Here is a 24,575-nt window from a genome sequence, read left to right on the forward strand (position 1 = left end):
GGAGCGCAGCGGGACCCCCGCTGGTTACCGGCGGGCGGTTTGCACGCCTTCCGTTGGAGCCTGGGCCACCGCGGTTTGGGGTGTCACGGCCATGCCCGCGCGGACGCGTTGCAGCCCGTTCACCACGATGCTCTCGCCCTGCCGCAGCCCGGATCGCACGACACGTTTCCCCTCGATGTAGGGTCCAAGTTGCACGGATTGGTAGGCCACGGTGTTGGACGACGTCAGCGTCAGGACAAACTTTTCCGCCTGGTCCGTGCCGATGGCGCGCTCATCCACCAACAACGCTGGGTGCCGCGCGCTCAACGGCACGCGAATCCGCGCGAACAGCCCGGGCACGATGCGGCCGTCGTCATTCGGAAACACTGTGCGCAACAGGATGCTGCCCGTGCCGGGATTGAGCTGGTTGTCCAGCGATTCGATATAGCCCTGATGCTTGAATCCGTCCTCGTCGGCGAGTTGCAGTTCCACGGGAATCCGGCCATCACGATTCGTTTCGAGCTGTCGGTCACGCGCGAGGGCGTTGAACTTGAGCAGCGAGTCTTCATCCATGTCCGCATACACGTAAACCGGGTCCACCGAGACAATGGTGGTCAGGCGCGTGGCGGCGCCCGCAATGCCACTGACGTAGTTGCCCTCGGTCAGCAACGCCCGGCTGACCCGCCCGTCAATGGGTGCGCACACCTGGGTGTATTCAAGATCGAGCTTTGCCGAATCGCGGGCGGCTTGCGCCGCGAGCAAGGCGGCCTGCGCTTCATGGTAACGGGCAATGCGCGCGTCCCCCTCCTCCGTCGAAATCGCCTTGCTGGAGAGCAACTGCACCGTGCGATCCGCCTCCCGCTTGGCGTTGTCGAGCAACACCTGAGCGCGCTCGGCCTCGGCCTCGCGCCGGTTGAATTCCGCCTGGTGCCAGCGCGGATCAATGACGAACAACACGTCGCCCCGCTTCACCATCTGGCCGGACTGAAAGCGAACCTCCTGAATGTAGCCGGACACGCGCGGGCGCACTTCGACCGATTCAACGGGCTCTGTGCGGCCGGTAAATTCGCTCCACTCGACAATTTCCTGCTGGGCCACCGGAGCCACGGTAACGGTTGGTGGTGGCGGCAACTGCGTGGTGGCCGCCTTGGGCTCACAGCCCGTCAGCACAGCCATCGCGCCGCTGACGGCCACGGTCGGGAGTAAAAGAGACAAAAAGGACTTCGTGATCATACGGAGAACAACTTGATGGGTTCAGGGTTTGGAAACCGACTTTGAATTCAGGCCGCGAGCCGGCGCGAAAGCTCGGGCTGCAGCATGCCCTGCTGACGCGAGTTCCAGGCCGACACCGCCAGCGCCTTTTCGTGCGCCAATGTGGGGAAGAACAAGTGCGGGTAGCCCGTTTCCCACGCCAGGGCTTCTGCCTCGTTGAGCGCGAGTTCGAGCAGGCGTGATTGGGCATCGCGCGTTTCCCTAAACTCGGCCAGGACGGCGTCCTTGGCCGCTTGGAGTTGCGCGACGAGTTTCTGGCACGACGCCAGGCAGGCTCCGACGAAACGCCGCCCGTTGGAGGCAAGAGTATTGAATGAATCTGAGGTATTCATGTTGGTTGAGGTTTTGTAGTTGTCTGTTTAGTCAAATATGCGGTCAAAAAAATTTCAAACGGTTCAGGCCGAAACCGGCCCGGCTGTCTTGACGCCCAGCAAATCGAACGTGCCGCGCAGCGCATCTCGCAGAATTTCCAAGTTGTTCTGAATGCGCGCCTCGGTGACGAGCCCTTGGTAATATGCAAATAACGTGCGCGATTTTGCGGCCGCATCCGGCGCGTCAATCAGGTCGGCCGCAGCGGCGTCCCGAATGGCGCTTTCGAGATACTTGCGCTTGTATTCAAGCACCTCGCTGATCTTAGCACGCAACCGGTCTTCCTGCGTGCAGACCTCTGCCCCCACCGAGTGAAGCGGACAGCCAAGCACACACCCATATCGCTGTTGTTTAGCCACTTGGAACCGGTAGACGAAATCGCAATAGCGGCGCAGCCGCTCCAACGGCGGAACCGTCGGCGAAAACAAGGAATCCAGCTCCGGCCGATGCCGATCCCAATCTGCTTCCAAAGCGGCCATCGCCAAGTCCGCCTTGGACTCAAAAAAATAGTAAAAGCTGCCCTTCTTTACGCCGGCCTTTTCACAGATCTGGTCAATCGTCGTGCTGCCGTAGGAACCTGTCCAAATCAACTCGCTGACGGCTTCCATCAATCTCACTTTGGCATCACTGACTCGACCCATAACGATTTTCACTTTCAATGTTGGCAAACGAGGTTTCGTTCACCAACGCGCTCATCCTATCGAATTAGACTATTTAGTCAACTATTATTTTACAACGATTCACGAGGAGGTCGTGACGGCTGGCGGTCTGCTTGGCGCGACAGTCAGGCCTGATCGTCGATTGGCTTGGTCTCAAATCGCCCGAAGCGCAGGGCCAAGGTCGGCAGAACCAGCAGGTTCAGAATTGTGGAGGTTATCAAGCCGCCCAGAATGACAATGGCCATCGGCCCTTCAATCTCGCGCCCCGCCTCGCCCGAGCCCAGCGCCAGCGGCAGCAAGCCGAGCCCCGTGACGGTGGCGGTCATCAGTATGGGCATCAGCCGTTCGGCAGCGCCGCGGCGGGCCGCTTCCGCGCCCCACGTCATGCCCTCCGCTTGAACGAGATGTTCGAAGTGCGAAATCATCATGATCGAGTTGCGCATGGTGATGCCGAACAACGTCACGAACCCGACCAGCGAACCAATGGTCAGGGAGCTTCCCTCCGGACTCAACAGACTGGTCACCCATACTGCCAGCACCCCGCCAACCAGCGCGAAGGGCACATTGACGAGCACCAACGCCAAATTCCGCCAGTTATGAAACACAACCGTCAACAACAGCAGAATTCCCACCGCCGCGATGGCGGAATGCAGCAGGAGCTGGTGTTGTGCCGCCGCCTTGGCCTGGGCAGCACCGCTGAATTCGACATAGGTGCCGGTGGGAAAACTGACCTTTTGTGCGATGAGCCTTTTGGCCGCGGCGACAAATGAGGTCACGTCCCGGCCGCTGGTGGCGCACGTCACCACCTGGCGCCGCCGGGCGCCGTCGTGAAGAATCGAAGACCGGCCGGTGGTGAGATAAACATCGGCCAATTCGCGCAGGGGCAGCAGCACGCCTCGCTCGCTGCGCAGGGGCAGTTCGCCGATTGCCTCCGGATCACGCCGCCCGGCGGGCGACAAAATCACGGCCACATCGGTGACGGCGTTTGCGCGGTGTGTCTGCGCCACCACCGTGCCCTGATACGACGTTTGCAATGCCTCCATCACCTCCACCGGACGGAATCCAAACTGCGTCAGCCGATCCGGCCGCAGACGAACCACAACACGGGGTTCACCAGGCGGCGACTTCACCTTCACGTCCACGGCCCCGGGAATGTCATGCAGCACCGTGGCGACCTCCTGCGCCCTGGCATCGAGCACGTCCAAATCCTCGCCGAAAATGTTCACCACCACCGGCGCCGTTTCGCCGGAAATGGTTTCACCGATGCGATCCCCGAGGAAGGTCAACACTTCATACTGAATGCCCGGGAATTGCTTGAGCACGGCGCGGATTTTGTCCGCCATCGCCTCCTCCTCGTCGGCCGGCATGGGGTTCAAATCCACGTGGAACTCGCTGCGGTTGGGCCCCCACGGATCCTCGCCCAGTTCGGCCCGCCCCACCTGCTGTTCCACGGTCGCAATGTGATTGGTGTCCTTGAGCAACTCCGCGGAAATCCGCGTGCCGATGCGCAACATTTCCGGCAGCGACGTGCCGGGCGCGGCATAGACCTGCAACACAAAGTGGCCCTCCCGAAAATCCGGGAGAAACTCCCCGCCCTGCGGCAATCGCGTGAACGCGGCAACGCAAATGATCAACACGGCAACCAGCACCGACCGCGGCCGGCGCATGACGAAATCCAGCACCCGCGCGTAGCCGGCTTTCAGCCACCGTTGCAGACGCGGTTCCTCCGCACGGCTGGCGCCCCGGTCGAAGAGCAGGAACGCCAGCGCCGGCGTCAACGTCAGCGCCACCAGCAGTGACGCCAGAATCGCCAGTATGTAACTCAACGCGAGCGGCGAAAAGAAACTGCCCTGCAAGCCGGTCAACAGCAGCACCGGCAAAAAGACCAGCGTGACAATGAACGTGGCGAACACCACGACGCGACGCACTTCCAGCGAGGCCAGCAAAATGACGCTGATGACCGGCCGTGGATGCGTTCGCGCCCGATTCTCCCGCAGGCGGCGGAAAATATTTTCCACGTCAATGATGGAGTCATCAACCACTTCGCCGAGGGCAATCACCAGTCCGCCCAGAGTGATCGTGTTGATGGTGACCCCCATTTTTTCCAGGGCGATGACGGCCGTCAGGAGCGAGACCGGGATGGCCGCGAGGGAAATGCAGGCCGTCCGGGCGCTGCCGAGCAGGAGGAACAACACCACCGCCACCAGCAAGCCGCCCAGCAGCAGCGAGTGCTTCATGTTGCGCAGGGCAACCTCGATGAAGGTTGCCGGCCGGTGTAGGCGCGGATACAGCTTGATGCCGGCCCGGGCAAAAACCGGCTTCAGCTCGCCAAGCGCCGCCTCCAGCGACTTCGTGACCTCCATGGTATTGGCGCCATACTGGCTCGACATCGTCATCAAAACGCCCCAACGGGCTTGGATGACCGTGTCACCAAATTTGGGTTCCGCCCCGGCGACGACCTTGGCCACGTCCTTGAGCCGCACACTCAAACCATCCTTGTGCGTCACCACGACGTCCCCCAGTTCGGCCGGCGTGAGAGTTCGTTCCTCGGTTTGAATCGTGATGCGTTGGTTCGCCGTCTCCACAAAGCCCGCGCCCATCACGGCGGTGGAGGCGCGCGCCGCAGCCAGGACGTCCGACAATGCCAGCCCGTAAGCCCGCATTTTTTCCGGCGACACCTGCACTTGCAACTGCCGCACCTCGCCACCGAAGACGCTGCACTTCGCCACGCCCGGCACGGAAAGCAACCGCGGTTTGAGCGTCCAATCGGCGAACGCTCGCAGTTCCATCGGCGTCAGCGTGTCCGAGACCAGACCGATCTTGAGCAGGTCCATGGTGGAGGACGTCAGCGGCGTCATTTTCGGCGCCTTGGCCGTCACCGGCAGTTCTCCCGCAGTTTCCGCCAGTGTCTCGGCGAGCATCTGCCGCGCGCGAAAGACATCCGTGCCCTCCTTGAAAACGGCGGTGATGATGGACAAGCCTTCGATGGACTCCGAGCGCAGGGATTCCATGTCACCCAGGCCGTTGATGGCCGTTTCCAGCGGCCGGGTCACCAGTTGCTCCACCTGTTCTGGCGCGAAGCCGGGACATTCCGTCTGCACCGTCACCTGCGGCTGAACAAAATCCGGAAAGACATCCAACCTGGCATTCTTGGCCGCGTAAAAACCGTAAACCAGCAGCACGCAGGCGAGGGCCACCACAATGCCACGGAACTTCAGCGAGAATTTGACGAGCGCCTGCAGCATGGGCCTATTCCTCGCCTCCCTGCCCCTTCAGCTCCTCCGAAAGCAGTTGCTGGGCGCCGGTGGTCACCACTTTCGTGCCCACCGCCAAACCTTCGCGGACAAACCAGCCTCCCTCGAATGGTTGTTCCAGCGCCACCTGCCGGCGAACAAACTCGTCGGCGCCCGTCAGCACATAAACCCACGAAGTTCCCTTGAAACGAACCACCGCCGCACGAGGCAGCAGCACGCCACTCTGCCTCGCGCCCGGAATTTGCACATAACCCGTAACGGCGGAATTCGGCGGCAATTCGGCGAGATTCGTCGTCGCAAGGAACCAGAGCGCGCGGCCCTGGGTTTGTGGATCCATTGCAGCCGCCGCGCCGACGAATTGGGCCGGCACCGGCGTTGCGTCTTCAATGAGGCTCACCAGCCGGGCGCCCACGGGAGCGGCCGCCAGCGCTTCGCCGGCCGGCAAATCCAGCCGCACCAACACCTCGCGGCCGGCGATCAATCCCGCCGTGAAGTCCGCCAGGTCCGGCCGCTCCGCCAGCTCCTTGCACGTGATCCCCTGCACTTTCGCCCGCGCCACCGCCGCCATGGCGGCAGACCGTTGCGCCTCCGCCTGCGCCGCTTCAAGCGCGCGCGTGGAGGCATTGTGCTGCGCGGCGAGGGTCTGCAATCGCGCCAGATCCTTCTGGGCCGCCTCCGCGCCGGCTTGAGCCGACACCCAATCCGCCACCAACGCAGACAACGTCGTGGGATCCATCACCCGGCCAAACGCCTTCACTTCCGGCGCGAGTTCCTTCGCGGCGAGTGACGCGACCTGCAGTCCCATGACTCTCTGGGTGGCCGCATCCAGTTTGATGATCACGTCACCGTTGGTGTCGTGCTGCACCCGCGATGCGGGTTCGGAACGGCTTTCATCCGCCGCCGCGGCCTGATCCTTGCCGGTGGGCGAACAGGCGGTCAGAACGACGGCCGCCGTCAGCACGGCTGTGGCATAAACGATTCGGTTCACTTCGCGGATTCCTTTCCTTGGCCCAAGGCCGGTTCAAGCATCGTTGGTGTGACTTTGAAAGTGCTCTGGCTCGCGTCCTCCAGCTGACCAAGCGCGCGTTGCACTTTCAGCCGGGCGTCCAATCGCGCCAGCATGCCACTGGCGAACTCCACCCGGGCGCTCGCGGCGGCCAGCGGCTCCAATTCTCCCGCCTGTTGCCGCGCGCGAACGGCGGCCATTCTTGCTTGCAGCTCCTGCACCAGCGTATCCGCCCCAACCGTTTGCTCCCGTGCGGCACGGTAACCGGTCAGCGCCCGGTCGATTTCGCCCATCGCACGGGCCTGCACGGCCAGAAAATGCGCTGCCGCCTGCTTTCGTTGCGCCTCCGCCTCGGCAATGGGCCCCTGGTTCTGATTGAGGATGGGTAACGTCACGGTCACGCCAAGCGACCATTTGTTGTCGGTTTGGTCCAACTGGTAGCCCGGGCTGAGATGGATGTCAGGATATTGCCGGGCGATTTCCAACTGCAACGCGGACTGGCGGGCGGCGTATTCCGCGAGGGCCGCGCGAATGTCCGCGCGGTGCAACGCCGCCTGGCGTCTGACTTGCGGGGCCGGCAAGGCCGCGGGAACGCTGCGGAAACAGGAAAAATCCAACACCACTCCGTCCAGTGCGCGCGCCGGCAGGCCCAATGCATCCGCCAGTTTGCCCCGCGCCTCCAGCCGCTGATGCCGGGCGTCCTGGATTGCCAGTTGAACATTCGCCAGGGTGATCCGCGCCTGGGTGACATCGAATGCGGCGACGCTGCCGGCGGCCAATTGGCCCTCCAGCAATTGCACCACGTTCGACTGCGCCCCGGCTTGCGCGGCCAGCCGCGATTCCGTTTCGCGCGCGGCGTAAAGGTCGAGCAACGCCGTCCGCACCGCGCTCCGGGTTTGCCACATCGTGCCCACAAGATTCCAACGGGCCGCCTCGGCCAGGTGTTGAGCCTCTTCCTGGCGGCGCCCACGCTTGCCCGCCGTCTCAATCGGGATGTCCCACGTGCCTCCCAGGATCCAGGGCGGCGGGGTGGTTGAATCATATTCCGGCGTGAAGGTCACCGAGGGGTTTGGCCGCTCGCCGGCGGTGATTTGGCCCGCCCGCGCGAGCGCCCACTGCGCCCGGGCCTCGGCCAGCGCTGGCTGGTAGTAAAAGCCCACGAGCGTCAGGGCATCCAGATCCCAGACCGGTGATTTGCCTCCGCTGGCCGGACCGTTCGATGCGACATACGCCAGCAGATTCGTATCCGTCAACGAGCGCGCATCAAACGCGGCCGCGCTCCTGGCCGGGGAAAGCGGGGCAGGACGAAAGCGGGCACAACCTGCCAGCAAACCAATCATCAGGAGAATGAGGCAACATTTCATGAGCGATTGGCAGATGAGCGCGCCAGGGGCAATCGCACAGTCACCGTGGTCAAGCCATCCGGCGTGGAAGCAATGGCAATTCGCCCGGCATGCGCGTGGACAATCCATTGCGCAATGCTGAGCCCCAGCCCGCACCCCTCCACTTCGTTGTTGTGGCTCGCGTCACCCCGGAAGAAGCGGTCGAAGACACGATCCAGTTTGTCCGCGGGAATGCCCGGGCCCGTGTTTGTGATGGCAAATTCAGCGCTGTCACTGGCGCGCAGCAAGGCCAGGGTCACGCCGCCCGCGGGCTGGTTGTATTTGATGGCGTTGTCCACCAGGTTGAGCAGCAACTGGCGGAGCCGGTGCCGGTCTCCCTGCACCCGGGCGGCTTCACAGGCGGCCAGCTTCACTTCAATCCGGGCGGGCCGCGCCAGCAACTGCGCACAGCCGTGGCTTTCCCGCACGAGTTCGTCGAACGCCACCGGACCAAGATTGAGCGGCACCAGCCCCGCGTCCGCCTTGGTCAGCAAGGCCAGATTGTCCACGATGCGGGTCAGCCGCTGCACCTCATCGAGTTGACTGAGCATCCGCTCGCGTTGCGCAACGGTATGAGGCGTTTCGCCCAATGCCGTCTCCAGTTCCGCATGCAGCACGGTCAGCGGCGTCTTCAATTCATGTGAGGCGTGCAGGGTAAATTCCCGGATGCGCTGAAATGATTCGTTCAACCGGCGGGTCATGGAATTGAAGACTTCCGTGAGGCGGTCCAGTTCGTCGCCATTGTTGGTCCGGGGTAGCTGGTTGGCCAGATTGCACTCGTTGATGCGCGACGCGGCCTCCGTGAGCGCCGCCACCGGCGCCAGGGCCCGCCGGGTCAGCCACCAGCCGCCGGTCAGGCCGAGCACGGCCGCCGGCACGCCACACCACAACACCAAACTGATGACCTCGCCGAAATCTTCCTCCTGATCGGCGATGTTATTGACGGTCCTCGGCGGACGCGAACGCGGCTCGATCACAAATTCGTGATACGCCAGGCCACCCACGGCCATCAGCGCCGCAAACAGGATTCCGGCATACCAGAGGTTGAGCCGTGCCCGGATGGTCATGCGGCTTCCCTCAGCACGTAGCCGACGCCACGAATGGTGTGCAGCAGCCGGGGCTCAAACCCCTCGTCCACCTTTTCCCGCAGCCGCATGATGTTCACATCCACCAGGTTCGTGCCGGGGTCGAAATCGTAATCCCAGACCTTTTCCAGGATCGTCATGCGACTGCAAATCCGGCCCGCCGAGCGCATCAAAAATTCCAGGAGCCGGAATTCAATTGCGGTCAAATCAATGCAGCTCTCCCCGCGCCGCACCTGGCGCGTCACGGTGTCCAGCGACAAGTCCGCCACGCGCAGAACGGGCGACTTGGATTCGCCGCCGCGCCGGACCAGGGCACGCACGCGAGCCGCCAGTTCGGCCACGACAAAGGGCTTGGGCAAATAATCATCCGCGCCCGCATCGAGCCCTTCGATGCGCTCGTTCACCTCGCCCCGTGCGGAAAGCAGCAGGACGGGCGTGCTTTTCCCTTGCTGTCTCAACAGCCGCACGATGCTCAAGCCATCCCGGCCCGGCAGCATGATGTCGAGGACAATGGCGTCAAAGGGAGTGGATCGGACAGCCGCCCAGGCACCGTCGCCGTGGTGGCAAACGTCCACGGCGAAGCCCTCCGCCTGCAGCGCCTTGCGGATGAACGACGCGGTTTTCTTTTCATCTTCCACGACGAGGACGCGCATGACGGCTGATCAATTAGCCTTTTCCCCGGCCGGGCGCGATTTCAAAACCTCGCCGCGTTCCGGACCGAACACCAAAACTTTGAAACTGCCCGCCATCGGTTGGGGCCGTCGCTCGCCCGCCGCGCCCGGCGGGTATTCCGCAGCGCTCAGGTAAATCTTGTGCGTGGCCGGATCGAGCGCCATGGTCCGCGCACCACGCGCCGTCTTGAGGGTCTGGACCACGGTGAGCGCATCAGTTCCGTCGGCACGGGCAATGGTGGTGGTGCCTGCGCCGCAGGAGGCGAACGCCAGCTGCGTGACTGGATCATATTTGCAGGCATCCACGCCCGCGCCAATCGGCACGCTGCCCAAGACCTTTCCGGTGTTGTCATCCATCATTACCATCAGCTTGTTCGCGCAGCCGAGAAACAGGCGGTGATGCGTCACATCAATGGCCAGTCCGGAAGCCTCTTCGCCCGGCGCGATGGGCCAGCGCGCCACCACCTCGCGTCGGGCCGCGTCGATCGCAACGAGTTCGCTCGTGTCTTCAATGTTGACGAAAATCCGGTCGCGGTCGGGATCCTCCACGGCAAACTCGGGTTTCCCGCCCAGCGGAATCGTCGCGAGCACTTTCGCGGTGCGGGCATCAATCACGGTGGCCGAATGCGAACGGCCATTGAACGCATACACCCCGGCGCGCTTTGATTCGTAAAGGATGGCGTCGGGATTCCCACCCGTTTCCACCTTGGCGATCGGCTGCAACATCTTCACGTCGAAGATGCCGACCTTGTTTTCGCGGCCATTGCTGGTGAACCCGCGCCCCAAGTCCGGCGCCACCACAATCCCGTGAACGCCCGGCGTGTCCGCAACCTCACCGACAACCGTGTCCGTGGCGGTATCGATCACGACCACCTTGGTCGCATGACTGACGTAGAGCCGGTGGGCGGAGGAGTCCACCTCGAGATAATCCCAGCCGCCCTCACCGCCGATGGGAATCGATTTGAGCGGACGATAATTGATTTGCGCGCCATCCGACGCCACGGTGCCAACCAACAACCAGCCGAACAGCGCCAGGCCACAAAGCGAACGGGCGAAATATGCCTTCATAAGCTCACCAGCCAATTTGAACAGGACGGAGCGCGAATACCTGAAGAATGAGCGGGGAAGCAGGATTAATCTTTGTCCTCCTTTTCACTCTGCTTCTGTTTGGCATCCTCCTGGCGCTCCTTCTCCTGTTCCGCAGCCGTTTCCTGGTCCACGGAAATCACCGATCCAGTGATCGCATCCACCTGCACCTCGGTGATGTCAGTGGTGCCAGAGGTGGCAATGTCAAACGACCAGACCAGCCGGCCATGCTCCTTTTCAAGCTCGCCTTCTTTGATGACGCCGCCCGGCACTTTCGCCAACGCGATGCCCTCCGCTTGCGGCTGGCCCACTTTGGCCTGCGCTGCCAAAGGCGCGGTCTTTGCCTGGCTTTCGCACGACTCCTTTTCAGTGCTGCAGGCGGTCAGTCCCGCCGCCAGCAGACCGCAGACCCACAGGGAACGGATGGCAGTTTTTGAATTCATGAACGTGTCCGGTTAGAGTTGTTAATTTTGGATTCCGCCGGCAGGGCGGCGGGACCAGTCAATCAAAGGCCGGTGACATGCTCATAACGTGTGGATGACAGTTTTGTCATCTGGAATCAACCAGCGGGACTGCGGCCGCTACGTTGCGCCGGGTAAAGACGGATTCCACCAGCATTCGCCCTTGCCGGCAATTGCGGCCTCGGCCCGCCGGCGGATGTCCTGCATGGCTGCGGGCGGCAGCGGTTTGAATTCGCGCCAGGCCTGAAACGCCGCGTCCTGTTCGTTGGGAAAACTTAGACCGAGCAACGCCACGTCCGGAGCGAGCGTCAACGTGTAGTGCAAACATTCCGCCACTGACAGGCGCGGCAGTTGCGGCTCGCTCGTGGGCGGTTTTCCACCGGAGCTGAATTTGCCGCGCGGACGCACGACCAGCGGCCGGTTGTAGCCCGGCGTGTCGCCCAACAGCTTGCCGGCGCCGAACGTCTTGAAGCAGACCGTGCCCACGCCGTTCTTCCGGGCCAGCGGCAGGATTTCCTCGACATAGCGCGGATGCACGAACGGTCCAACGGGAAACATGACGACGTCGCACAAACCGCTTTTCAGCGCGGCCAGCAACACGTCCGGGTGATGACTTGAAATCCCGCGAAAGCGCACCTTGCCCAACGTGGCACAATGGGCCAGTTGCTCCATGCCGCCGCCGGGCGCGGCGAGCCGTTCCCATTGGGCCAGCTCGGACACGGCGTGAAACGCGAAGAGGTCCACACTGTCCAGCGCGAGCTGTTTGAGGCTGGCATCGACTTGCGGTTCCACGGGCGCATCGAGGTGGTCGATTTTGTCGATGACGAACATTTTGTCGCGCCGGCCCTTCAAGGCCTTGCCGACCACCTCCTCGCTGTAGCCGTCCTCGTAGCCGGGCGCCGTGTCGATGACATTCAAGCCGAAGCTCATGGCGCGGTGGAGCGTGGCCACACATTGGTCGGCCGGAACCGAGCGATCGGCAAGATCCCCGATGCCCAGTTCGGAAGCTTGGAATCCCGTGAAACCGAGCGGGCGATGCTTCATGGCAAAGCGCAGCAAAGCACATTTGTCCGGCTGAAGCCATCGCCAATTGCGGTCGGTTCAAGCGGCAAAAGCGAACTGGCGACGCGCCGACAAAAAAGCGCGCCCGTTGACGCGGGCGCGCTGCGAGAATTTGCCCGATGGTTCAGGCGCCGTAGTTCCTGGCCACTTCGGCCCAGTTGACGACGTTCCAGAACGCCTTGAGATAATCGCCGCGCTTGTTCTGGTATTTCAGGTAGTAGGCGTGTTCCCAAACGTCCACGCCGAGAACGGGCGTGCCTTCGCAGCCCGCCACGGCTTTGCCCATGAGCGGGTTGTCCTGGTTGGCGGTGGAAACGATTTCGAGTTTGCCGTTGTTTTTGACGAGCCAGGCCCAGCCGGAACCGAAGCGGCCCAGACCCGCGGCTTCAAACTTCGCCTTGAAGTCGTCAAAGCTGCCGAACGCGGCCTTGAGGTCATCGGCGAGTTTGCCCGTCGGCGCGCCGCCGGCTTGCGGACCGAGAATCCGCCAGAAGAAGGTGTGATTCCAATGGCCGCCGCCGTTGTTGCGGACGGGGCCTTTGATGTTGTCCGGCGCGGAGCCGATGCCCTTCACGATTTCGTCCAGGCTCCTGCCTTCCAGCGGCGAGCCGGCAATGGCCTTGTTCAAATTGTCCACGTAGGCCTTGTGATGGCGATCGTGGTGAATCTCCATCGTGAGCGCGTCAAAATGCGGTTCCAGTGCTTCTTTCGGATACGGGAGAGGAGGTAGTTCAAATGCCATAGCTTTTCGTTACTGAGTTGTTAATGGTTTGATTAACTTCAACTGAAGCGTAGCACAGCTGAACGTCGGAGCAAGCCGGCGTGACGTTTTCGTCAGCGCGTCGCCGTGAGTTCGACAAAATTTTGCAGCAGTTGCAGCCCGGCCTGCTGGCTCTTTTCCGGATGAAACTGCGTGGCAAACACGTTGTCACGCCAGACCGACGACGCGAATGTCTGGCCGTATTCCGTGCGCGTGGCGACAATCGCATCGTCCGCCGGCTGCGGGAAAAAGCTGTGCACGAAGTAAAAGTAACTGCCATCGGCGATGCCGCGGTAAAGGGGGCAGGCCGGCTGCGCGATCTTCACCTGGTTCCAGCCGATCTGGGGGATTTTCAATCCGTCCGCCGCGCCGAACCGGACGACGCTGCCGCGGAAAATTCCCAGCCCGACGGCACAGCTGTTGAATTCCTCGCTGCGCTCGAACAGCGCCTGATACCCCACGCAGATGCCGAGAAACGGCCGGCCGCTGCGGATGAAATCGCGGCTGGCAACGAGCAATTCCTGCCGTTGCAGTGCGTTGATGCAGTCGTCAAACGCGCCGACGCCCGGCAATACCAGCCCCCGCGCATCACCGATCTCATCCGGCCGTTGCACCAGCCGCACCGCCGCGCCCGCCTTGAGCAGGGCCTTGTGGACGCTGCGCAAGTTGCCGGAACCGTAATCGAGCAAAGCAATCACGCGCGCAGGTTACGCGCGCGGCCGGGGTCGCGCAATGCGCGGGTGGCACCGCCGGTCGCCCACTCGACAAAACCGTCCGCCTCCGCCTACATTGCGGCCAATGTCGTTGGACAATCAACCACTCGTCATCGCCGGACGGACATTCCGCTCCCGGCTCCTCGTTGGCACCGGCAAATTCTCCGCACCCGAAGCCATGCGTGACGCGCTGGCCGCAAGCGGCTCGGAAATCGTCACCGTCGCCCTCCGCCGCGCCGACCTTTCCGGGAAGCACGACCCGTTCGCCAACATTCTGGAGTTTGTGGATCCGGAGAAATATCTGCTCCTGCCCAACACCAGCGGCGCCATGAACGCGGAAGAAGCCGTGCGGCTCGCGCGCCTGGCCATGGCCGCCGGCCTGCCCAAATGGGTGAAACTCGAAATCCATCCCGACCCGCGTTACCTGCTGCCCGATCCCATCGAAACGCTCAAGGCGGCGGAACAGCTGGTGAAGGAAGGTTTCACCGTGCTGCCCTACATCAATGCCGATCCCGTGCTCGCCAAACGGCTGCAGGAAGCCGGCACGGCCACGGTGATGCCGCTGGGCTCGCCCATCGGCTCCAATCGCGGCATTCAAACCCGCGACCAGATTCGCATCATCATCGAGCAGGCCACCGTCCCCGTGGTGGTGGACGCCGGACTCGGCGCGCCGAGCCACGCGGCGGAAGCGATGGAAATGGGCGCCGATGCAGTGCTGGTCAACACGGCCATGGCCGTGGCCAGCGACCCCAACCGGATGGCCGTGGCGTTCAAACTGGCCGTGGAAGCCGGCCGGGCGGCCTTTGAAATCGGCCTCGCGGCCCAACACCTCGAAGCCGAGGCCACCAGTCCGTTGACCGGTTTTTTGAACTAGCATGAATCACCACGTCAAACTCGCGCCGGCCCGCGCCCGGCAGCTCCTCACCACGGCCCGCCAGCGCCGCATTTTGGTCGTCGGCGATGTGATGCTGGACCAATTCATCTGGGGCGGCGTGACGCGCATTTCGCCCGAGGCGCCGGTGCCGGTGGTCGATTTTCACCGGGAAAGTTTCATGCCGGGCGGCGCCGCCAACGTGGCGCGCAACCTGACTTCGCTCGAAACCCGCACCGACATCTTCGGCGTCGTCGGCCGTGACACCGCCGCGCAGCAGCTCGTGGCATTGCTCAAGGAACAACGGGTGGGCTGCCGCGGCCTCGTCACCAGCCCGGCGCGGCATACCAGCATCAAGACCCGCATCGTGGCGCATCAACAACAGGTCGTGCGCGTGGACCGCGAAACGCGCGTCCCGTTGAACGACGCATTGACGGCCCGTTTGCTCGCCGCCCTCGCGCCCGAACTGGCCCGCGCGGACGCCGTCGTGGTCGGCGATTACGGCAAGGGCGTCATCACGCAAAAGCTGCTCGACGGACTGCAAAAGCTTTGCCGGGCGAAAGGCGTCTGGCTCAGCCTCGACCCCAAACCGGTTCACGCGCTCAACCTGGCCGGGCTCTCGCTGATCACGCCCAATCGCAAGGAGGCTTTTGAACTGGCCCAGGTGCCGGACGACACCCGCACAACCGATCCGCTGCAGGACAAGAACCTGCTGCGCGTGACGGAGCGCTTGCTCGGAGAATTGTGCCCGGCGTTGTTGCTGATCACGCTGGGCGATCAGGGCATGCTGCTGTGCCAGCGCGGCCAGGCGCCCTTTCACATCCCGACCGTGGCACAGGAGGTGTTTGACGTTTCGGGCGCGGGCGATACGGTCATTGCCACGTTTACCCTGGCCATTGCCGCAGGCGCGTCGCCGGTGGAGGCGGCCATCTTGTCCAATCACGCTGCCGGCATTGTGGTGGGCAAGATGGGCACGGCAACCGTGGCGCCTGAAGAATTGCTGGCCAGTTTTGGCCATTGACCGCGCCGCCCAGGCAGCCGGGGCGGATCCCAAACGGCGCAACGCAAAACTCTTTCATGACGCTCGAACAAAAAATCAGCCCTGATCACCTCCGCGCGCTCAAGGGACGGGCGCAAATCCCTGCGCTGACGACCTACGATTATCCGATGACCCGGATGCTGGATGAAACCGGCGTGCCGCTGCTGCTCGTGGGCGATTCGCTGGGCATGGTCGTGCTGGGTTATCCCGACACCACGCACGTTACGATGGCAGAAATGGAGCACCACGTCCGCGCCTGCGCCCGGGCCAAGCCGCGTGCGTTGCTTGTGGGCGACCTGCCCTATCACAGTTACGAAACGCCCGAGCAGGCCGTCGAGAACGCGCGCCTGCTGGTCGCCGCCGGCGCCGAAGCGGTCAAGGCCGAGGGCGGCAAGGAAATCATTCCGCAGGTGCAGGCGATTCTGGGTGCGGGCATCCCGTTCCTGGGCCACTTGGGCATGTTGCCCCAGCATGTGCTTGAAGAAGGTGGCTATCACATCAAAGGCCGCAAAGATGAGGAACACGCCAAGCTCGTCGCCGACGCCGACGCCCTGGCCGGCGCGGGCGCCTTCGGCATTGTTTTGGAACTGGTGACGCCGCCGGTCGCCGCCGAAATCACCAGGCGGATTCCGATTCCCACCATCGGCATCGGCAGCGGCCGCGAGTGCGACGGGCAGATTCTCGTGACGCACGACCTGGTCGGCACCTTTCCGTGGTTCACGCCGCGCTTCGTCAAACCCAGGCGGCAGTCTGCGGCCGAAATGCAGGCGGCCGTGCGCGAGTGGATGATTGAGGTCGGCGCGACAGCGGCCAAACCGGCGGTTTAAAGCGCGTCAACGGCGGTGCTTTTCGGTTGCGCCGCGGGCATCGGGCAACATCCTGAAGCCATGCAACGGCACGCTGCGTTCCTGGGGCTGGTGCTCATGGCTCAATTGGCGCTGGGACCGGGCTGCACCACGCGCGTCCACGCCCGGGCCGAAGCAGAGCGGGCCTTCCGGGCCGGCGAGCAACGCGGCTCGGCTCTCACCACCGCTCGGGATAAGAACGTTTCCTTTACCGGTCCCGTAGCCAATCCACTGGTTCCATGGGCTGACGGTCTGACGCTTGCCCGGGCCATCCTCGCCGCCCAATGGATGCCGGCGCAGGCGCCGCGAAACATCGTGCTCAAGCGCGGCGATGACCGGTTGGAGATTACGCCCGGCCAGTTGCTGTCCGGAAACGACATCCCGCTCGAGCCCGGCGACGTTGTGGAACTGGTTCCCTGAAACCGGCGGTCCGGGCGCGTCTTGCCGTGCGTCGGCGGCTGCGCTAGTGTGCGCTCATTATGGACGCAAGCCTTCCCCCCGCCAATGACGTGCCGCCCACGCCGTTCCCGGCTCCACCGGTCATTTTGCCGCCGAGCCCGCCACCGCCGCCGCGCAAAAGCCGCGGCTGGATGATGGCCGCGATCGCGCTGTGCGTGCTGCTGGGAATCAGCCTGCTTTTCAATTTTGGCCAGATGGTGAGCAGCGTGGCAAAACTTTCGCCCACACGCACCCGCGTCGGTGGTCCGCGCCTCGAAGAAATCATGGTCGAGGATCATGACTCACGCGACAAAATCGCCGTGGTGCCGATTGAAGGCATCATCTCCGGCGCGCGGGTGGACGGCACGGGTTACAACATGGTGGACGTGGTGAAGGAGCAATTGCGCCGCGCCGATGAAGACAACCGCGTGGCCGCGGTTATCCTGAAGGTGGATTCGCCCGGCGGCGAAGTGCTGGCCTCGGATGAAATCGCCAAGGCCATCCGTCGCTTTCAGGAGGAGAGCCGCAAGCCCGTGGTGGTCAGCATGGGCAATCTGGCCGCGTCCGGCGGTTACTACGTCTCCGCGCCGTGCCGTTACATCGTAGCCAACGACCTGACGATCACTGGCAGCATCGGCGTCATCATGAGCGGCCTGAACTACCGTGGATTGATGGATAAAATCGGGCTGCGGCCGATGGTGTTCAAAAGCGGCCGGTTCAAGGACATGCTCAGCGGCTCGCGCAGCCCGGAGGAAATCCCGGCGGAAGAAAAGCAGATGATGCAGCATCTCATCTACGAGGTTTACGGCAAGTTCACCAACGTCGTCGCCCAAGGCCGCGCGGAGGCTCACAAGGCCAACGGCAAGGAGGGCCGGGAGCTCGCGGCGGATTGGACCGATTACGCCGATGGCCGCGTGTTGTCCGGCGCGGAAGCCTTGAAGCTCGGATTCGTGGATGAGCTCGGCGGCTTTGACAAGGCGGTGAGCCGCGCCGCCAAGATTGCCGGCGTGCGCCGCCCGAACGTGGTGGAATACCGTCCCATCGTGGAACTGGCCGATTTGCTGCGCCTCTTCGGCAAAACAGAAGCCAAACCGCTCAAGGTGGACTTGGGCGTCGAGCTGCCCAAGTTGAAGGCGGGCCAGCCGTATTTCCTCTACGACACCGGCATTTACTGAACCGGACGATGAAGGGCGTCACGGTCATCAACCACCCGCTCGTCCAGCATAACCTGACCCGGTTGCGCGACGCCCGCACCGGCTCACAGGAGTTCCGCCGCGTGCTCGGCGAAGTGGCCTCGTTGATGGTTTACGAGGCCACCCGCTCGTTTCAACTCAACACCAAGCAGGTCAAAACGCCGCTCGCGCGAGCCGCGGGCTGCGACCTGAAACGCGAAGTTGTGCTGGTGCCCGTCTTGCGCGCGGGCCTGGGCATGCTCGACGCCATTCTGCAATTGATCCCCAACGCGCGCGTGGGGTTCATCGGCCTCAAGCGTGAGGAAAAAACCTTGCAGGCGAATTTTTATCACAAGAGCCTGCCCCAGGATTTGAGCCCGTTTGAAGTCATTCTCATCGATCCAATGCTGGCCACCGGCGGGAGTGCCGTGGCCGCGCTGGATTTACTCCACCAACACGGCGCCGAACGCGTCCGGCTGGTCAGTCTTGTCGCCGCGCCGGAGGGCATTCGCAAAGTCCGCCAGACTCACCGCACGCTGCCCATTTTCACCGCCGCCATCGACCAGCGATTGAACGAGTGCGGCTACATCATTCCCGGTCTCGGAGATGCCGGGGACCGGCTGTTTGGGGTGTGAGCGGCCCGGGCCTTGGACCGCCCGGCCGTTGAACAAAATCCGCCTGGCTTGGTCGAAACGAAATCGGGATTGGTCGGCCACCAGAAAGCCGTTCTTCTGGGGAAGATGATCTGAATTCAAGCACGCAAATATCGTTGCCGTAGCGGGCAAGGACTGCTGCAATGGCACGGCGGGCAACGACCCCGGGCAATTCAAACCGGATCCCAAGACAACCAGAAACCTGAATCCTTATGGCCGCAAAACGCTTGAAGACTGCCGCGAAGCAGCGCACCCAACGCGCTCCGCAGAAAGCCGTTTCCCGACGTGCAACGCCGCGGTCGCGCGCCCGTCTGACCCCCTCCGCGTCCGGCCCGTCCCGGCGACGTCCGGGAAAGCCGGCGCCCGGGAAGAAGCCGTTGCCACCGGCCAAAGCAGCGCCGGAGTTCCCCGAGCCGAGGAATATCAGGCCGGCCACCGAACCCGCAGTAGTTGCCGCCCCCGAACCGGTGGTGGAAGAGGAACGCACCCGTTCGAGCTACGATGGCGACACGGCGATCAAGCTTTACCTGCGCGAAATCGGCAAAGTGCCGCTGCTGACGCCGCAGGAGGAAATCGAACTCGCCGCGCACATCAAGAAGGGCGACAAAAAAGCGCGCGAGCACATGATCAAGGCGAACCTCCGCCTCGTCGTAAAGATTGCCCGCGATTACGAGGGCATCGGCCTGCCGCTGCTTGATTTGATCAGCGAAGGCAACATCGGCCTGATGAAGGCGGTGGAACGCTTTGACCCGGCCAAGGGCGGCAAACTGTCCACCTACGGCTCCTGGTGGATCAAGCAATCCATCAAGCGCGCCCTCGCGAATCAGTCCAAAACGATCCGGCTGCCCGTGCATCTGGTGGACAAGATTTCCAAGATGCGCCGCACCGCGATGCGCCTGCAGGAGGAACTTGGCCGCGAACCCACGGACGAGGAACTTGGCGGCGAACTGGGCATTTCCCCCGCCCGGGTGGCGCAGATGCGCCAGGCCTCCATCCGGCCCGCCTCGCTCGACGCGCCCATCGGCGACGAGGATTCCAACAATTTCGCCGAGATCGTGCAGGACGAAAACGCGACCTCGCCCTACGAAAACCTCGAAGACAAGACGGTCACGGACATGCTGCGTGAGATGGTCACCACGCTCGACCCGCGGGAGGAAACCATTCTGCGGTTCCGTTTTGGCCTGGATGGCGGCACGGAAAAGACGCTGGAGGAAGTGGGCAAAAAATTCGGCGTCACCCGCGAACGCGTGCGGCAGATTCAAAACATCGCGCTCAAGAAGCTGCGCCGCATGATTGAAAAGCTTGAGGCCACGAAGACTTAAGCCCAACATCCGGCGAAATGATGAGCCAAGCAACGCCGACGCCGGCTGACATCGAGCGCGCCATTCGCAACGTCCCGGATTTCCCCAAACCGGGCATCCAGTTCAAGGACATCACCCCGGTGCTCGCCGACGCGCGCTTGTTTCGCGGCGCCATCGCGGAACTGATCAAGCCGTTCGAACCCGGTTCAGTGGATGCCGTGGTGGGCATCGATGCGCGCGGCTTCATTTTTGCCTCCGCCGCCGCCGTGCAGTTGCAGGCCGGTTTCGTGCCGGTGCGCAAGAAGGGCAAGCTGCCCTACACGACCTTGGAACAGGATTACGCGCTGGAATACGGCGTCTCGACCGTGGCGATGCATACTGACGCCTTGAAGCCCGGCGCCCGCGTCATCCTCATTGATGATCTGCTGGCAACGGGCGGCACGGCCGCGGCCGCGGCGGAACTCGTCAAAAAACTGGGCGCGCACATTCTGGAGGCGTCCTTCCTGATTGAGCTCAGCTTCCTCAAAGGCCGGGAAAAACTGCCGGGCGTGCCCGTGCGCTCCGTCGTCTGTTACTGACTGCCGCCCGCGATGCATGCGTTGCAGGCCATCGACGAAGCGCTGTTCCGGCTGATCAATCAACGGCTGGCCAATCCGCTCTTCGACGTGCTGATGCCGTTCCTGAGCGGCAACAAACTGTTCGTTCCCGAAGTGGTGCTGGTCGCCGGCCTGCTGCTCTGGCGCGGCCGGGCCAAAGGGCGGATGTATCTGCTCGTGCTGGTCATTCTGATGTCGATGGGCGACGGGCTGGTCTGCAATTCACTCAAGCATTATTTCCAACGGCCCCGACCATTCGTCACGCTGGCGGACGCCCGGCGTCCCGGCGTGGCGCCAAAGGTAATCGCGGGGTTGAAACCCGCCACCGCCCCGCCGGGCGATGTCAGCCAAGCGCCGCGCCCGCGCGGTTCGCCCAGCTTCAGCATGCCCTCGGCGCACGCGTTCAACTGGGGTGCCGCCACGCTCATCACCCTGCTCTTCTACCGCCGCAGCTGGCGTTTCATGGTGCCGCTGGCGCTGGCCGTGGCGTATTCGCGGGTTTACAACGGTGTGCATTATCCCGGCGACGTGCTGGCCGGCTTGATTCTGGGCGGCACCTACGGCTTTGCCGGCGTCATCACCCTCAGCGCGCTCTGGAACAGCGCCGGCCGCAAATTGTTTCCGCAATGGTGGCAGCGCCTGCCCGACATCGTGCATCCGGTGGTTCGTCCGCCGGTTGCCGGGGACGCCGCCGCGCAGGATCGTCAATGGATCCGCCTGGGCTGGCTGGTGCTTCTGGGACTCTTCATTGGCCGCCTGTTTTATCTCGCCAGCGGCACCATCCAGCTCAGCGAGGACGAAGCCTACCAGTGGCTTTGGTCCAAGCACATGGCGCTGTCCTACTACAGCAAACCGTTGGGCATAGCCGTGGCCCAGTGGGTGGGAACGCATCTTTGGGGCGACACCGAACTCGGCGTGCGGTTTGTATCGCCGCTGTTCGCCGCGATTCTGGGCGTGGTGATGCTGCATTTCCTCGCGCGTCACGCGAACGGACGCACGGCCTTTTGGTTTGTGCTGATTTGCACCGCCACACCGTTGCTGGCGGCGGGGGCCATCCTGTTGACCATTGACCCGCTGGTCGTCTTTTTCTGGACGCTGGCGATGCTGGCCGCGTGGCGGGCCATCGAACGGGATTCCACCGGTTGGTGGGTGTGGTGCGGCTGCGGCATGGGCGCGGCGTTCCTGTGCAAATACATCTCGCCGTTTCAGTGGGCTTCGTTCGCGCTGTTCTTCATGCTGTGCCCGTCGGCCCGCGCGCAATTGCGTCGTCCCGGGCCCTGGCTGGCACTCGGCATCAACCTCCTCGCCACCCTGCCCGTCGTCATCTGGAACCAGCAGAACGGCTGGATCACCCTGACGCACCTCAAGGAACGCGGCGCCCTGGAACAAGCGTGGCACCCCACCCTGCGGTTTTTCTTTGAATTCGTTGGCGGCCAGTTGGGCCTGCTGAATCTCGCCTTTGCCATCGCCATCCTCTGGGCCACCGTGGGATTTTTCCGGCGGGATTTCAAACAGCGCGCCGGCGGCTCCGGCTCAATCCGGCTCGAACTCTTTTTGCTGTGCCAGGGCCTGGTCGTGTTTGTGTTCTACACGCTTTACACCTTCCACTCGCGGGTCCAATTGAACTGGGCCGCGGCCGGCGTGATGCCGCTGTTTTTGTTCGCCACGTTGTGGTGGCACCGGCGCTGGCAGAACGGCAGCCGCGTCCCCGTCTGGTTCCTTTCGCTCGGGCTGGGCCTGGGCCTGCCGGCAATCGTTTTCGTCCACAACACCGATCTGGTGCAAAAGGTCTTTGGCAAGCCATTCCCGGGGCGCATCGACCCGCTGCACCGTTTGCGCGGCTACGATGAGATGGCTCGCATCGTGGGCGAACAACGCCAACGCCTGCTGGCCGAGGGCAAGCCCGTGTTCATCATCGCGGATCATTACAGCCGCACGGGCGAGCTGAGTTTTTACCTGCCCGAAGCCCGGCCGCTCGTCGGCGGCGATTCGCTCATCAAGATGCACAAGGGCGAGCACCCGCACGATCAAGTCTGGTTCTGGCCCGGCTATGGGATGGACGGCCTGACCGGCCAGAACGCCCTCTTCGTCTCGGAGAACGACGATCCACGGCCGCCGCCGGACTGGCTCGTCGCAGCCTTCGGCAGCGTGACGGACTTGGGCCTGTTCGACATCAATTACAAAGGGCGGAATTATGATCGCATCCAGCTCTTTGCCTGCCGGGACAAGCGTTGAGATCCCCGGCGGCATGGGCGCGCGGTTTTCCGTGCGCGACTACGACCTCACGGCAACGCTCACCAGCGGACAGGCGTTTCGCTGGCAACGCCGCGGCGATGCCTGGGAAGGCGTGGTGGGCGGCCGCTGGGTCCGCCTGCGTTCCGACCGGAACGGGCTGGAGGCTGCCACCGTCGTCCCCCAAACCGACTGGACCTGGCTGACACGTTACCTGCGGCTGGACGATGACCTGCCCGCCATCCTGGCGAGCTTTCCGCAGGACGAACCGCTGCGCGCGGCCGTTGCCTACTGCCCCGGCCTGCGGCTGCTGCGGCAGGAACCCTGGGAATGCCTCGCCAGTTTCATCCTGAGTTCCACCAAGCAAATCGTGCAAATCCAGCAATGCGCCGCCCGGTTGTGCGAGCGGTTTGGAGAACCCATTCCGGCGCCGGCCGAGGCGGGACGCCAGTTCGCCTTTCCAACCGCCGTGCGGCTCGCGCAGGCCACGGAAACGGAGTTGCGCGAATGCCGGATCGGTTTTCGCGCCAAATACCTGCGGGCGGCAGCCGGCCTGGTGGCGGCGGGCGCGCTGAATCTTGCCGCGCTCCCGGCCGTGCCGCTGGCGGAAGCGCGGGAACAGTTGATGCGCTGCCCGGGCGTGGGCCGGAAGATTGCCGATTGCGTGCTGCTGTTTGCCTGCGGTTTTGAGACGGCGTTTCCCATCGATGTGTGGATCGAACGCGCGCTGCAATCACTGTATTTTCACCGGCGCCGTCCGACGCGAAAACGGCTGGAGCACTTTGCCGCCACCTATTTCGGTCCTTACGCCGGTTTCGCCCAGCAGTTTCTCTTTCACCACCTGCGCACCAATCGGGCACCAACCTTTCCGCAGATCGCCGGCTCCGGAAGAAAAAGCCGGTTCAAACCGGCGGCGGGCGCTGCGCCAGCCACCGGTCATGCCAGCGCCGCGCCAGCAAGGCGCAGCCAAACCCGATGATCACCGACGCAAGTGTGTCGGAGAAGTGGTGCGCGCTGAAATAAATCCGCGACCACGCCACCGCCAGCATCCAAGGCACCAGAACCCAGCCGAGCGAGTTGCCGATCACCAACAAGGCAAACGCACAGCCCGCCGCGGTGGCCGTGTGGCCCGAGGGGAAGGAGTTGTAGGCGTTCTTCGTGCAGACCCAGCGGCCGTTGTGATACGGGCCAAACCATCCCTGTTCCACCGTGTTGCTCGGGCGCGCCCGGCCAATCGCTCCGCGCAGGACCACGGACGAAAGACCGGCCAAGGTTGAACCAATCAGAAAAATCAGAACGGCCCGTTTCCATTGCGGCCGCCACCGCCAGGCAACCCCCAGCGCCAGCAGTCCCGCCAGCAGCGCCCACTGGCCCTTGGCGCTTTCGCTGAGCCATTCAGCGAGGTGGTCCAGGCCCGGCCGGGTCACTCCGGTGATCCAGCCATCCACCTGAGCATCCACGCGGGTGGCCGCGGCAATCAACGCCACGGCACCGGCCAAACCAGCCAGCCACCCTGCCCACCGTCGGGGGGATTTTGCCGGTTCCAACCGCGCCGGCTCGATGGTCGCCACCTGGGCATTCATGTGCGGTTCAGGGTGCCGCGTGGCGGGTGACGGTTCGGTGTCGGACATGTAACGATTCTCCCAACAATGTTTGTTGTTGGCCGGTC

The 24,575-nt window shown here is 63.5% G+C and carries 24 protein-coding genes; 10 read left to right on the forward strand and 14 right to left on the reverse strand.

Annotated elements, in window-relative coordinates:
* Nucleotides 1–24: 24 nt before the first annotated feature.
* From VFV96_04955 to hisH, 13 genes are all read right to left on the reverse strand, one after another.
* Nucleotides 25–1,212, reverse strand: a complete 1,188-nt coding sequence (locus VFV96_04955) for an efflux RND transporter periplasmic adaptor subunit (protein HEU5069749.1) — start codon at nt 1,210–1,212, stop codon at nt 25–27.
* Nucleotides 1,213–1,259: 47 nt separating this feature from the next.
* Nucleotides 1,260–1,583, reverse strand: a complete 324-nt coding sequence (locus VFV96_04960; GenBank protein HEU5069750.1) for a hypothetical protein — start codon at nt 1,581–1,583, stop codon at nt 1,260–1,262.
* A gap of 63 nt (nt 1,584–1,646) precedes the next feature.
* Nucleotides 1,647–2,228 carry a TetR/AcrR family transcriptional regulator gene (locus VFV96_04965; protein ID HEU5069751.1) on the reverse strand — a complete coding sequence of 194 codons (582 nt, stop codon included), beginning with the start codon at nt 2,226–2,228 and terminating at the stop codon, nt 1,647–1,649.
* 176 nt (nt 2,229–2,404) lie between these two features.
* A complete protein-coding gene (locus VFV96_04970) occupies nt 2,405–5,524 on the reverse strand; it encodes an efflux RND transporter permease subunit (GenBank protein ID HEU5069752.1) in 3,120 nt (1,039 codons plus the stop codon).
* Between the two features lie 4 nt (nt 5,525–5,528).
* Nucleotides 5,529–6,521 (reverse strand): hypothetical protein, encoded by a 993-nt coding sequence (locus VFV96_04975; GenBank protein ID HEU5069753.1) that lies wholly within the window; start codon nt 6,519–6,521, stop codon nt 5,529–5,531.
* Nucleotides 6,518–7,903, reverse strand: a complete 1,386-nt coding sequence (locus VFV96_04980; GenBank protein HEU5069754.1) for a TolC family protein — start codon at nt 7,901–7,903, stop codon at nt 6,518–6,520. The genes VFV96_04975 and VFV96_04980 overlap by 4 nt, the downstream gene beginning before the upstream one ends.
* Nucleotides 7,900–8,988: an ATP-binding protein gene (locus tag VFV96_04985; GenBank protein HEU5069755.1), complete on the reverse strand. Its 1,089-nt coding sequence runs from the start codon at nt 8,986–8,988 to the stop codon at nt 7,900–7,902. The genes VFV96_04980 and VFV96_04985 overlap by 4 nt, the downstream gene beginning before the upstream one ends.
* On the reverse strand, nt 8,985–9,659 hold the full coding sequence (locus VFV96_04990; GenBank protein HEU5069756.1) for a response regulator transcription factor: 675 nt from the start codon (nt 9,657–9,659) through the stop codon (nt 8,985–8,987). Before VFV96_04990 ends, VFV96_04985 begins: the two co-directional genes overlap by 4 nt.
* Nucleotides 9,660–9,668: 9 nt before the next feature.
* Nucleotides 9,669–10,745 (reverse strand): YncE family protein, encoded by a 1,077-nt coding sequence (locus VFV96_04995; protein HEU5069757.1) that lies wholly within the window; start codon nt 10,743–10,745, stop codon nt 9,669–9,671.
* Between the two features lie 65 nt (nt 10,746–10,810).
* On the reverse strand, nt 10,811–11,206 hold the full coding sequence (locus tag VFV96_05000; GenBank protein ID HEU5069758.1) for a PepSY domain-containing protein: 396 nt from the start codon (nt 11,204–11,206) through the stop codon (nt 10,811–10,813).
* 138 nt (nt 11,207–11,344) lie between these two features.
* Nucleotides 11,345–12,268, reverse strand: a complete 924-nt coding sequence (locus VFV96_05005; protein ID HEU5069759.1) for an aldo/keto reductase — start codon at nt 12,266–12,268, stop codon at nt 11,345–11,347.
* A gap of 142 nt (nt 12,269–12,410) precedes the next feature.
* On the reverse strand, nt 12,411–13,028 hold the full coding sequence (locus VFV96_05010) for a superoxide dismutase (protein ID HEU5069760.1): 618 nt from the start codon (nt 13,026–13,028) through the stop codon (nt 12,411–12,413).
* A 92-nt stretch (nt 13,029–13,120) separates the two neighbouring features.
* Nucleotides 13,121–13,744: an imidazole glycerol phosphate synthase subunit HisH gene (gene hisH / locus VFV96_05015; GenBank protein HEU5069761.1), complete on the reverse strand. Its 624-nt coding sequence runs from the start codon at nt 13,742–13,744 to the stop codon at nt 13,121–13,123.
* Nucleotides 13,745–13,844: 100 nt separating this feature from the next.
* Between hisH and VFV96_05020 the strand changes: the two genes are divergently transcribed.
* The 10 genes from VFV96_05020 to VFV96_05065 all read left to right on the forward strand — a co-directional run bounded on the left by VFV96_05020 (nt 13,845) and on the right by VFV96_05065 (nt 23,885).
* Complete coding sequence (locus VFV96_05020; GenBank protein HEU5069762.1) at nt 13,845–14,633, forward strand: thiazole synthase; 789 nt, start codon at nt 13,845–13,847, stop codon at nt 14,631–14,633.
* A 1-nt stretch (nt 14,634) separates the two neighbouring features.
* Nucleotides 14,635–15,651, forward strand: a complete 1,017-nt coding sequence (rfaE1, locus tag VFV96_05025; protein HEU5069763.1) for a D-glycero-beta-D-manno-heptose-7-phosphate kinase — start codon at nt 14,635–14,637, stop codon at nt 15,649–15,651.
* A 56-nt stretch (nt 15,652–15,707) separates the two neighbouring features.
* The gene (gene panB / locus VFV96_05030; GenBank protein HEU5069764.1) at nt 15,708–16,496 is read left to right on the forward strand and encodes a 3-methyl-2-oxobutanoate hydroxymethyltransferase; all 789 of its coding nucleotides are present in this window, start codon (nt 15,708–15,710) and stop codon (nt 16,494–16,496) included.
* Between the two features lie 60 nt (nt 16,497–16,556).
* Entirely contained in the window at nt 16,557–16,934 is a 378-nt protein-coding gene (locus VFV96_05035) for a hypothetical protein (GenBank protein ID HEU5069765.1), read from the forward strand.
* 59 nt (nt 16,935–16,993) lie between these two features.
* Nucleotides 16,994–18,127, forward strand: coding sequence for a signal peptide peptidase SppA (gene sppA, locus VFV96_05040; GenBank protein ID HEU5069766.1), 1,134 nt, complete (start codon nt 16,994–16,996; stop codon nt 18,125–18,127).
* 8 nt (nt 18,128–18,135) lie between these two features.
* The gene (upp, locus tag VFV96_05045) at nt 18,136–18,759 is read left to right on the forward strand and encodes a uracil phosphoribosyltransferase (protein HEU5069767.1); all 624 of its coding nucleotides are present in this window, start codon (nt 18,136–18,138) and stop codon (nt 18,757–18,759) included.
* Between the two features lie 485 nt (nt 18,760–19,244).
* Nucleotides 19,245–20,099, forward strand: a complete 855-nt coding sequence (locus VFV96_05050; protein HEU5069768.1) for a sigma-70 family RNA polymerase sigma factor — start codon at nt 19,245–19,247, stop codon at nt 20,097–20,099.
* 20 nt (nt 20,100–20,119) lie between these two features.
* Nucleotides 20,120–20,656, forward strand: a complete 537-nt coding sequence (locus tag VFV96_05055) for an adenine phosphoribosyltransferase (protein ID HEU5069769.1) — start codon at nt 20,120–20,122, stop codon at nt 20,654–20,656.
* A 12-nt stretch (nt 20,657–20,668) separates the two neighbouring features.
* Nucleotides 20,669–22,909, forward strand: a complete 2,241-nt coding sequence (locus VFV96_05060; GenBank protein ID HEU5069770.1) for a glycosyltransferase family 39 protein — start codon at nt 20,669–20,671, stop codon at nt 22,907–22,909.
* The gene (locus VFV96_05065) at nt 22,869–23,885 is read left to right on the forward strand and encodes a DNA glycosylase (GenBank protein HEU5069771.1); all 1,017 of its coding nucleotides are present in this window, start codon (nt 22,869–22,871) and stop codon (nt 23,883–23,885) included. Before VFV96_05060 ends, VFV96_05065 begins: the two co-directional genes overlap by 41 nt.
* Here VFV96_05065 and VFV96_05070 read toward each other — a convergent pair.
* Nucleotides 23,809–24,537 carry a phosphatase PAP2 family protein gene (locus VFV96_05070; protein HEU5069772.1) on the reverse strand — a complete coding sequence of 243 codons (729 nt, stop codon included), beginning with the start codon at nt 24,535–24,537 and terminating at the stop codon, nt 23,809–23,811. The two genes, VFV96_05065 and VFV96_05070, sit on opposite strands and share 77 nt — an antisense overlap.
* Nucleotides 24,538–24,575 lie beyond the last annotated feature (38 nt).

It is taken from the genome of Verrucomicrobiia bacterium (assembly GCA_035765895.1).
Classification (GTDB): domain Bacteria; phylum Verrucomicrobiota; class Verrucomicrobiia; order Limisphaerales; family DSYF01; genus DSYF01.

Coding starts and splice junctions, on each gene's coding strand:
- VFV96_05065 (HEU5069771.1), top strand. CDS start 22,869: ATGATCGCATCCAGCTCTTTGCCTGCCGGGACAAGCGTTGAGATCCCC.
- VFV96_05070 (HEU5069772.1), bottom strand. CDS start 24,537: ATGTCCGACACCGAACCGTCACCCGCCACGCGGCACCCTGAACCGCAC.
- VFV96_05020 (HEU5069762.1), top strand. CDS start 13,845: ATGTCGTTGGACAATCAACCACTCGTCATCGCCGGACGGACATTCCGC.
- VFV96_04965 (HEU5069751.1), bottom strand. CDS start 2,228: ATGGAAGCCGTCAGCGAGTTGATTTGGACAGGTTCCTACGGCAGCACG.
- VFV96_04970 (HEU5069752.1), bottom strand. CDS start 5,524: ATGCTGCAGGCGCTCGTCAAATTCTCGCTGAAGTTCCGTGGCATTGTG.
- VFV96_05035 (HEU5069765.1), top strand. CDS start 16,557: ATGCAACGGCACGCTGCGTTCCTGGGGCTGGTGCTCATGGCTCAATTG.
- VFV96_05005 (HEU5069759.1), bottom strand. CDS start 12,268: ATGAAGCATCGCCCGCTCGGTTTCACGGGATTCCAAGCTTCCGAACTG.
- VFV96_05055 (HEU5069769.1), top strand. CDS start 20,120: ATGAGCCAAGCAACGCCGACGCCGGCTGACATCGAGCGCGCCATTCGC.
- VFV96_05000 (HEU5069758.1), bottom strand. CDS start 11,206: ATGAATTCAAAAACTGCCATCCGTTCCCTGTGGGTCTGCGGTCTGCTG.
- rfaE1 (HEU5069763.1), top strand. CDS start 14,635: ATGAATCACCACGTCAAACTCGCGCCGGCCCGCGCCCGGCAGCTCCTC.
- VFV96_04960 (HEU5069750.1), bottom strand. CDS start 1,583: ATGAATACCTCAGATTCATTCAATACTCTTGCCTCCAACGGGCGGCGT.
- VFV96_05060 (HEU5069770.1), top strand. CDS start 20,669: ATGCATGCGTTGCAGGCCATCGACGAAGCGCTGTTCCGGCTGATCAAT.
- VFV96_04990 (HEU5069756.1), bottom strand. CDS start 9,659: ATGCGCGTCCTCGTCGTGGAAGATGAAAAGAAAACCGCGTCGTTCATC.
- VFV96_04995 (HEU5069757.1), bottom strand. CDS start 10,745: ATGAAGGCATATTTCGCCCGTTCGCTTTGTGGCCTGGCGCTGTTCGGC.
- sppA (HEU5069766.1), top strand. CDS start 16,994: ATGGACGCAAGCCTTCCCCCCGCCAATGACGTGCCGCCCACGCCGTTC.
- VFV96_04955 (HEU5069749.1), bottom strand. CDS start 1,212: ATGATCACGAAGTCCTTTTTGTCTCTTTTACTCCCGACCGTGGCCGTC.
- upp (HEU5069767.1), top strand. CDS start 18,136: ATGAAGGGCGTCACGGTCATCAACCACCCGCTCGTCCAGCATAACCTG.
- panB (HEU5069764.1), top strand. CDS start 15,708: ATGACGCTCGAACAAAAAATCAGCCCTGATCACCTCCGCGCGCTCAAG.
- VFV96_04985 (HEU5069755.1), bottom strand. CDS start 8,988: ATGACCATCCGGGCACGGCTCAACCTCTGGTATGCCGGAATCCTGTTT.
- VFV96_05010 (HEU5069760.1), bottom strand. CDS start 13,028: ATGGCATTTGAACTACCTCCTCTCCCGTATCCGAAAGAAGCACTGGAA.
- VFV96_04980 (HEU5069754.1), bottom strand. CDS start 7,903: ATGAAATGTTGCCTCATTCTCCTGATGATTGGTTTGCTGGCAGGTTGT.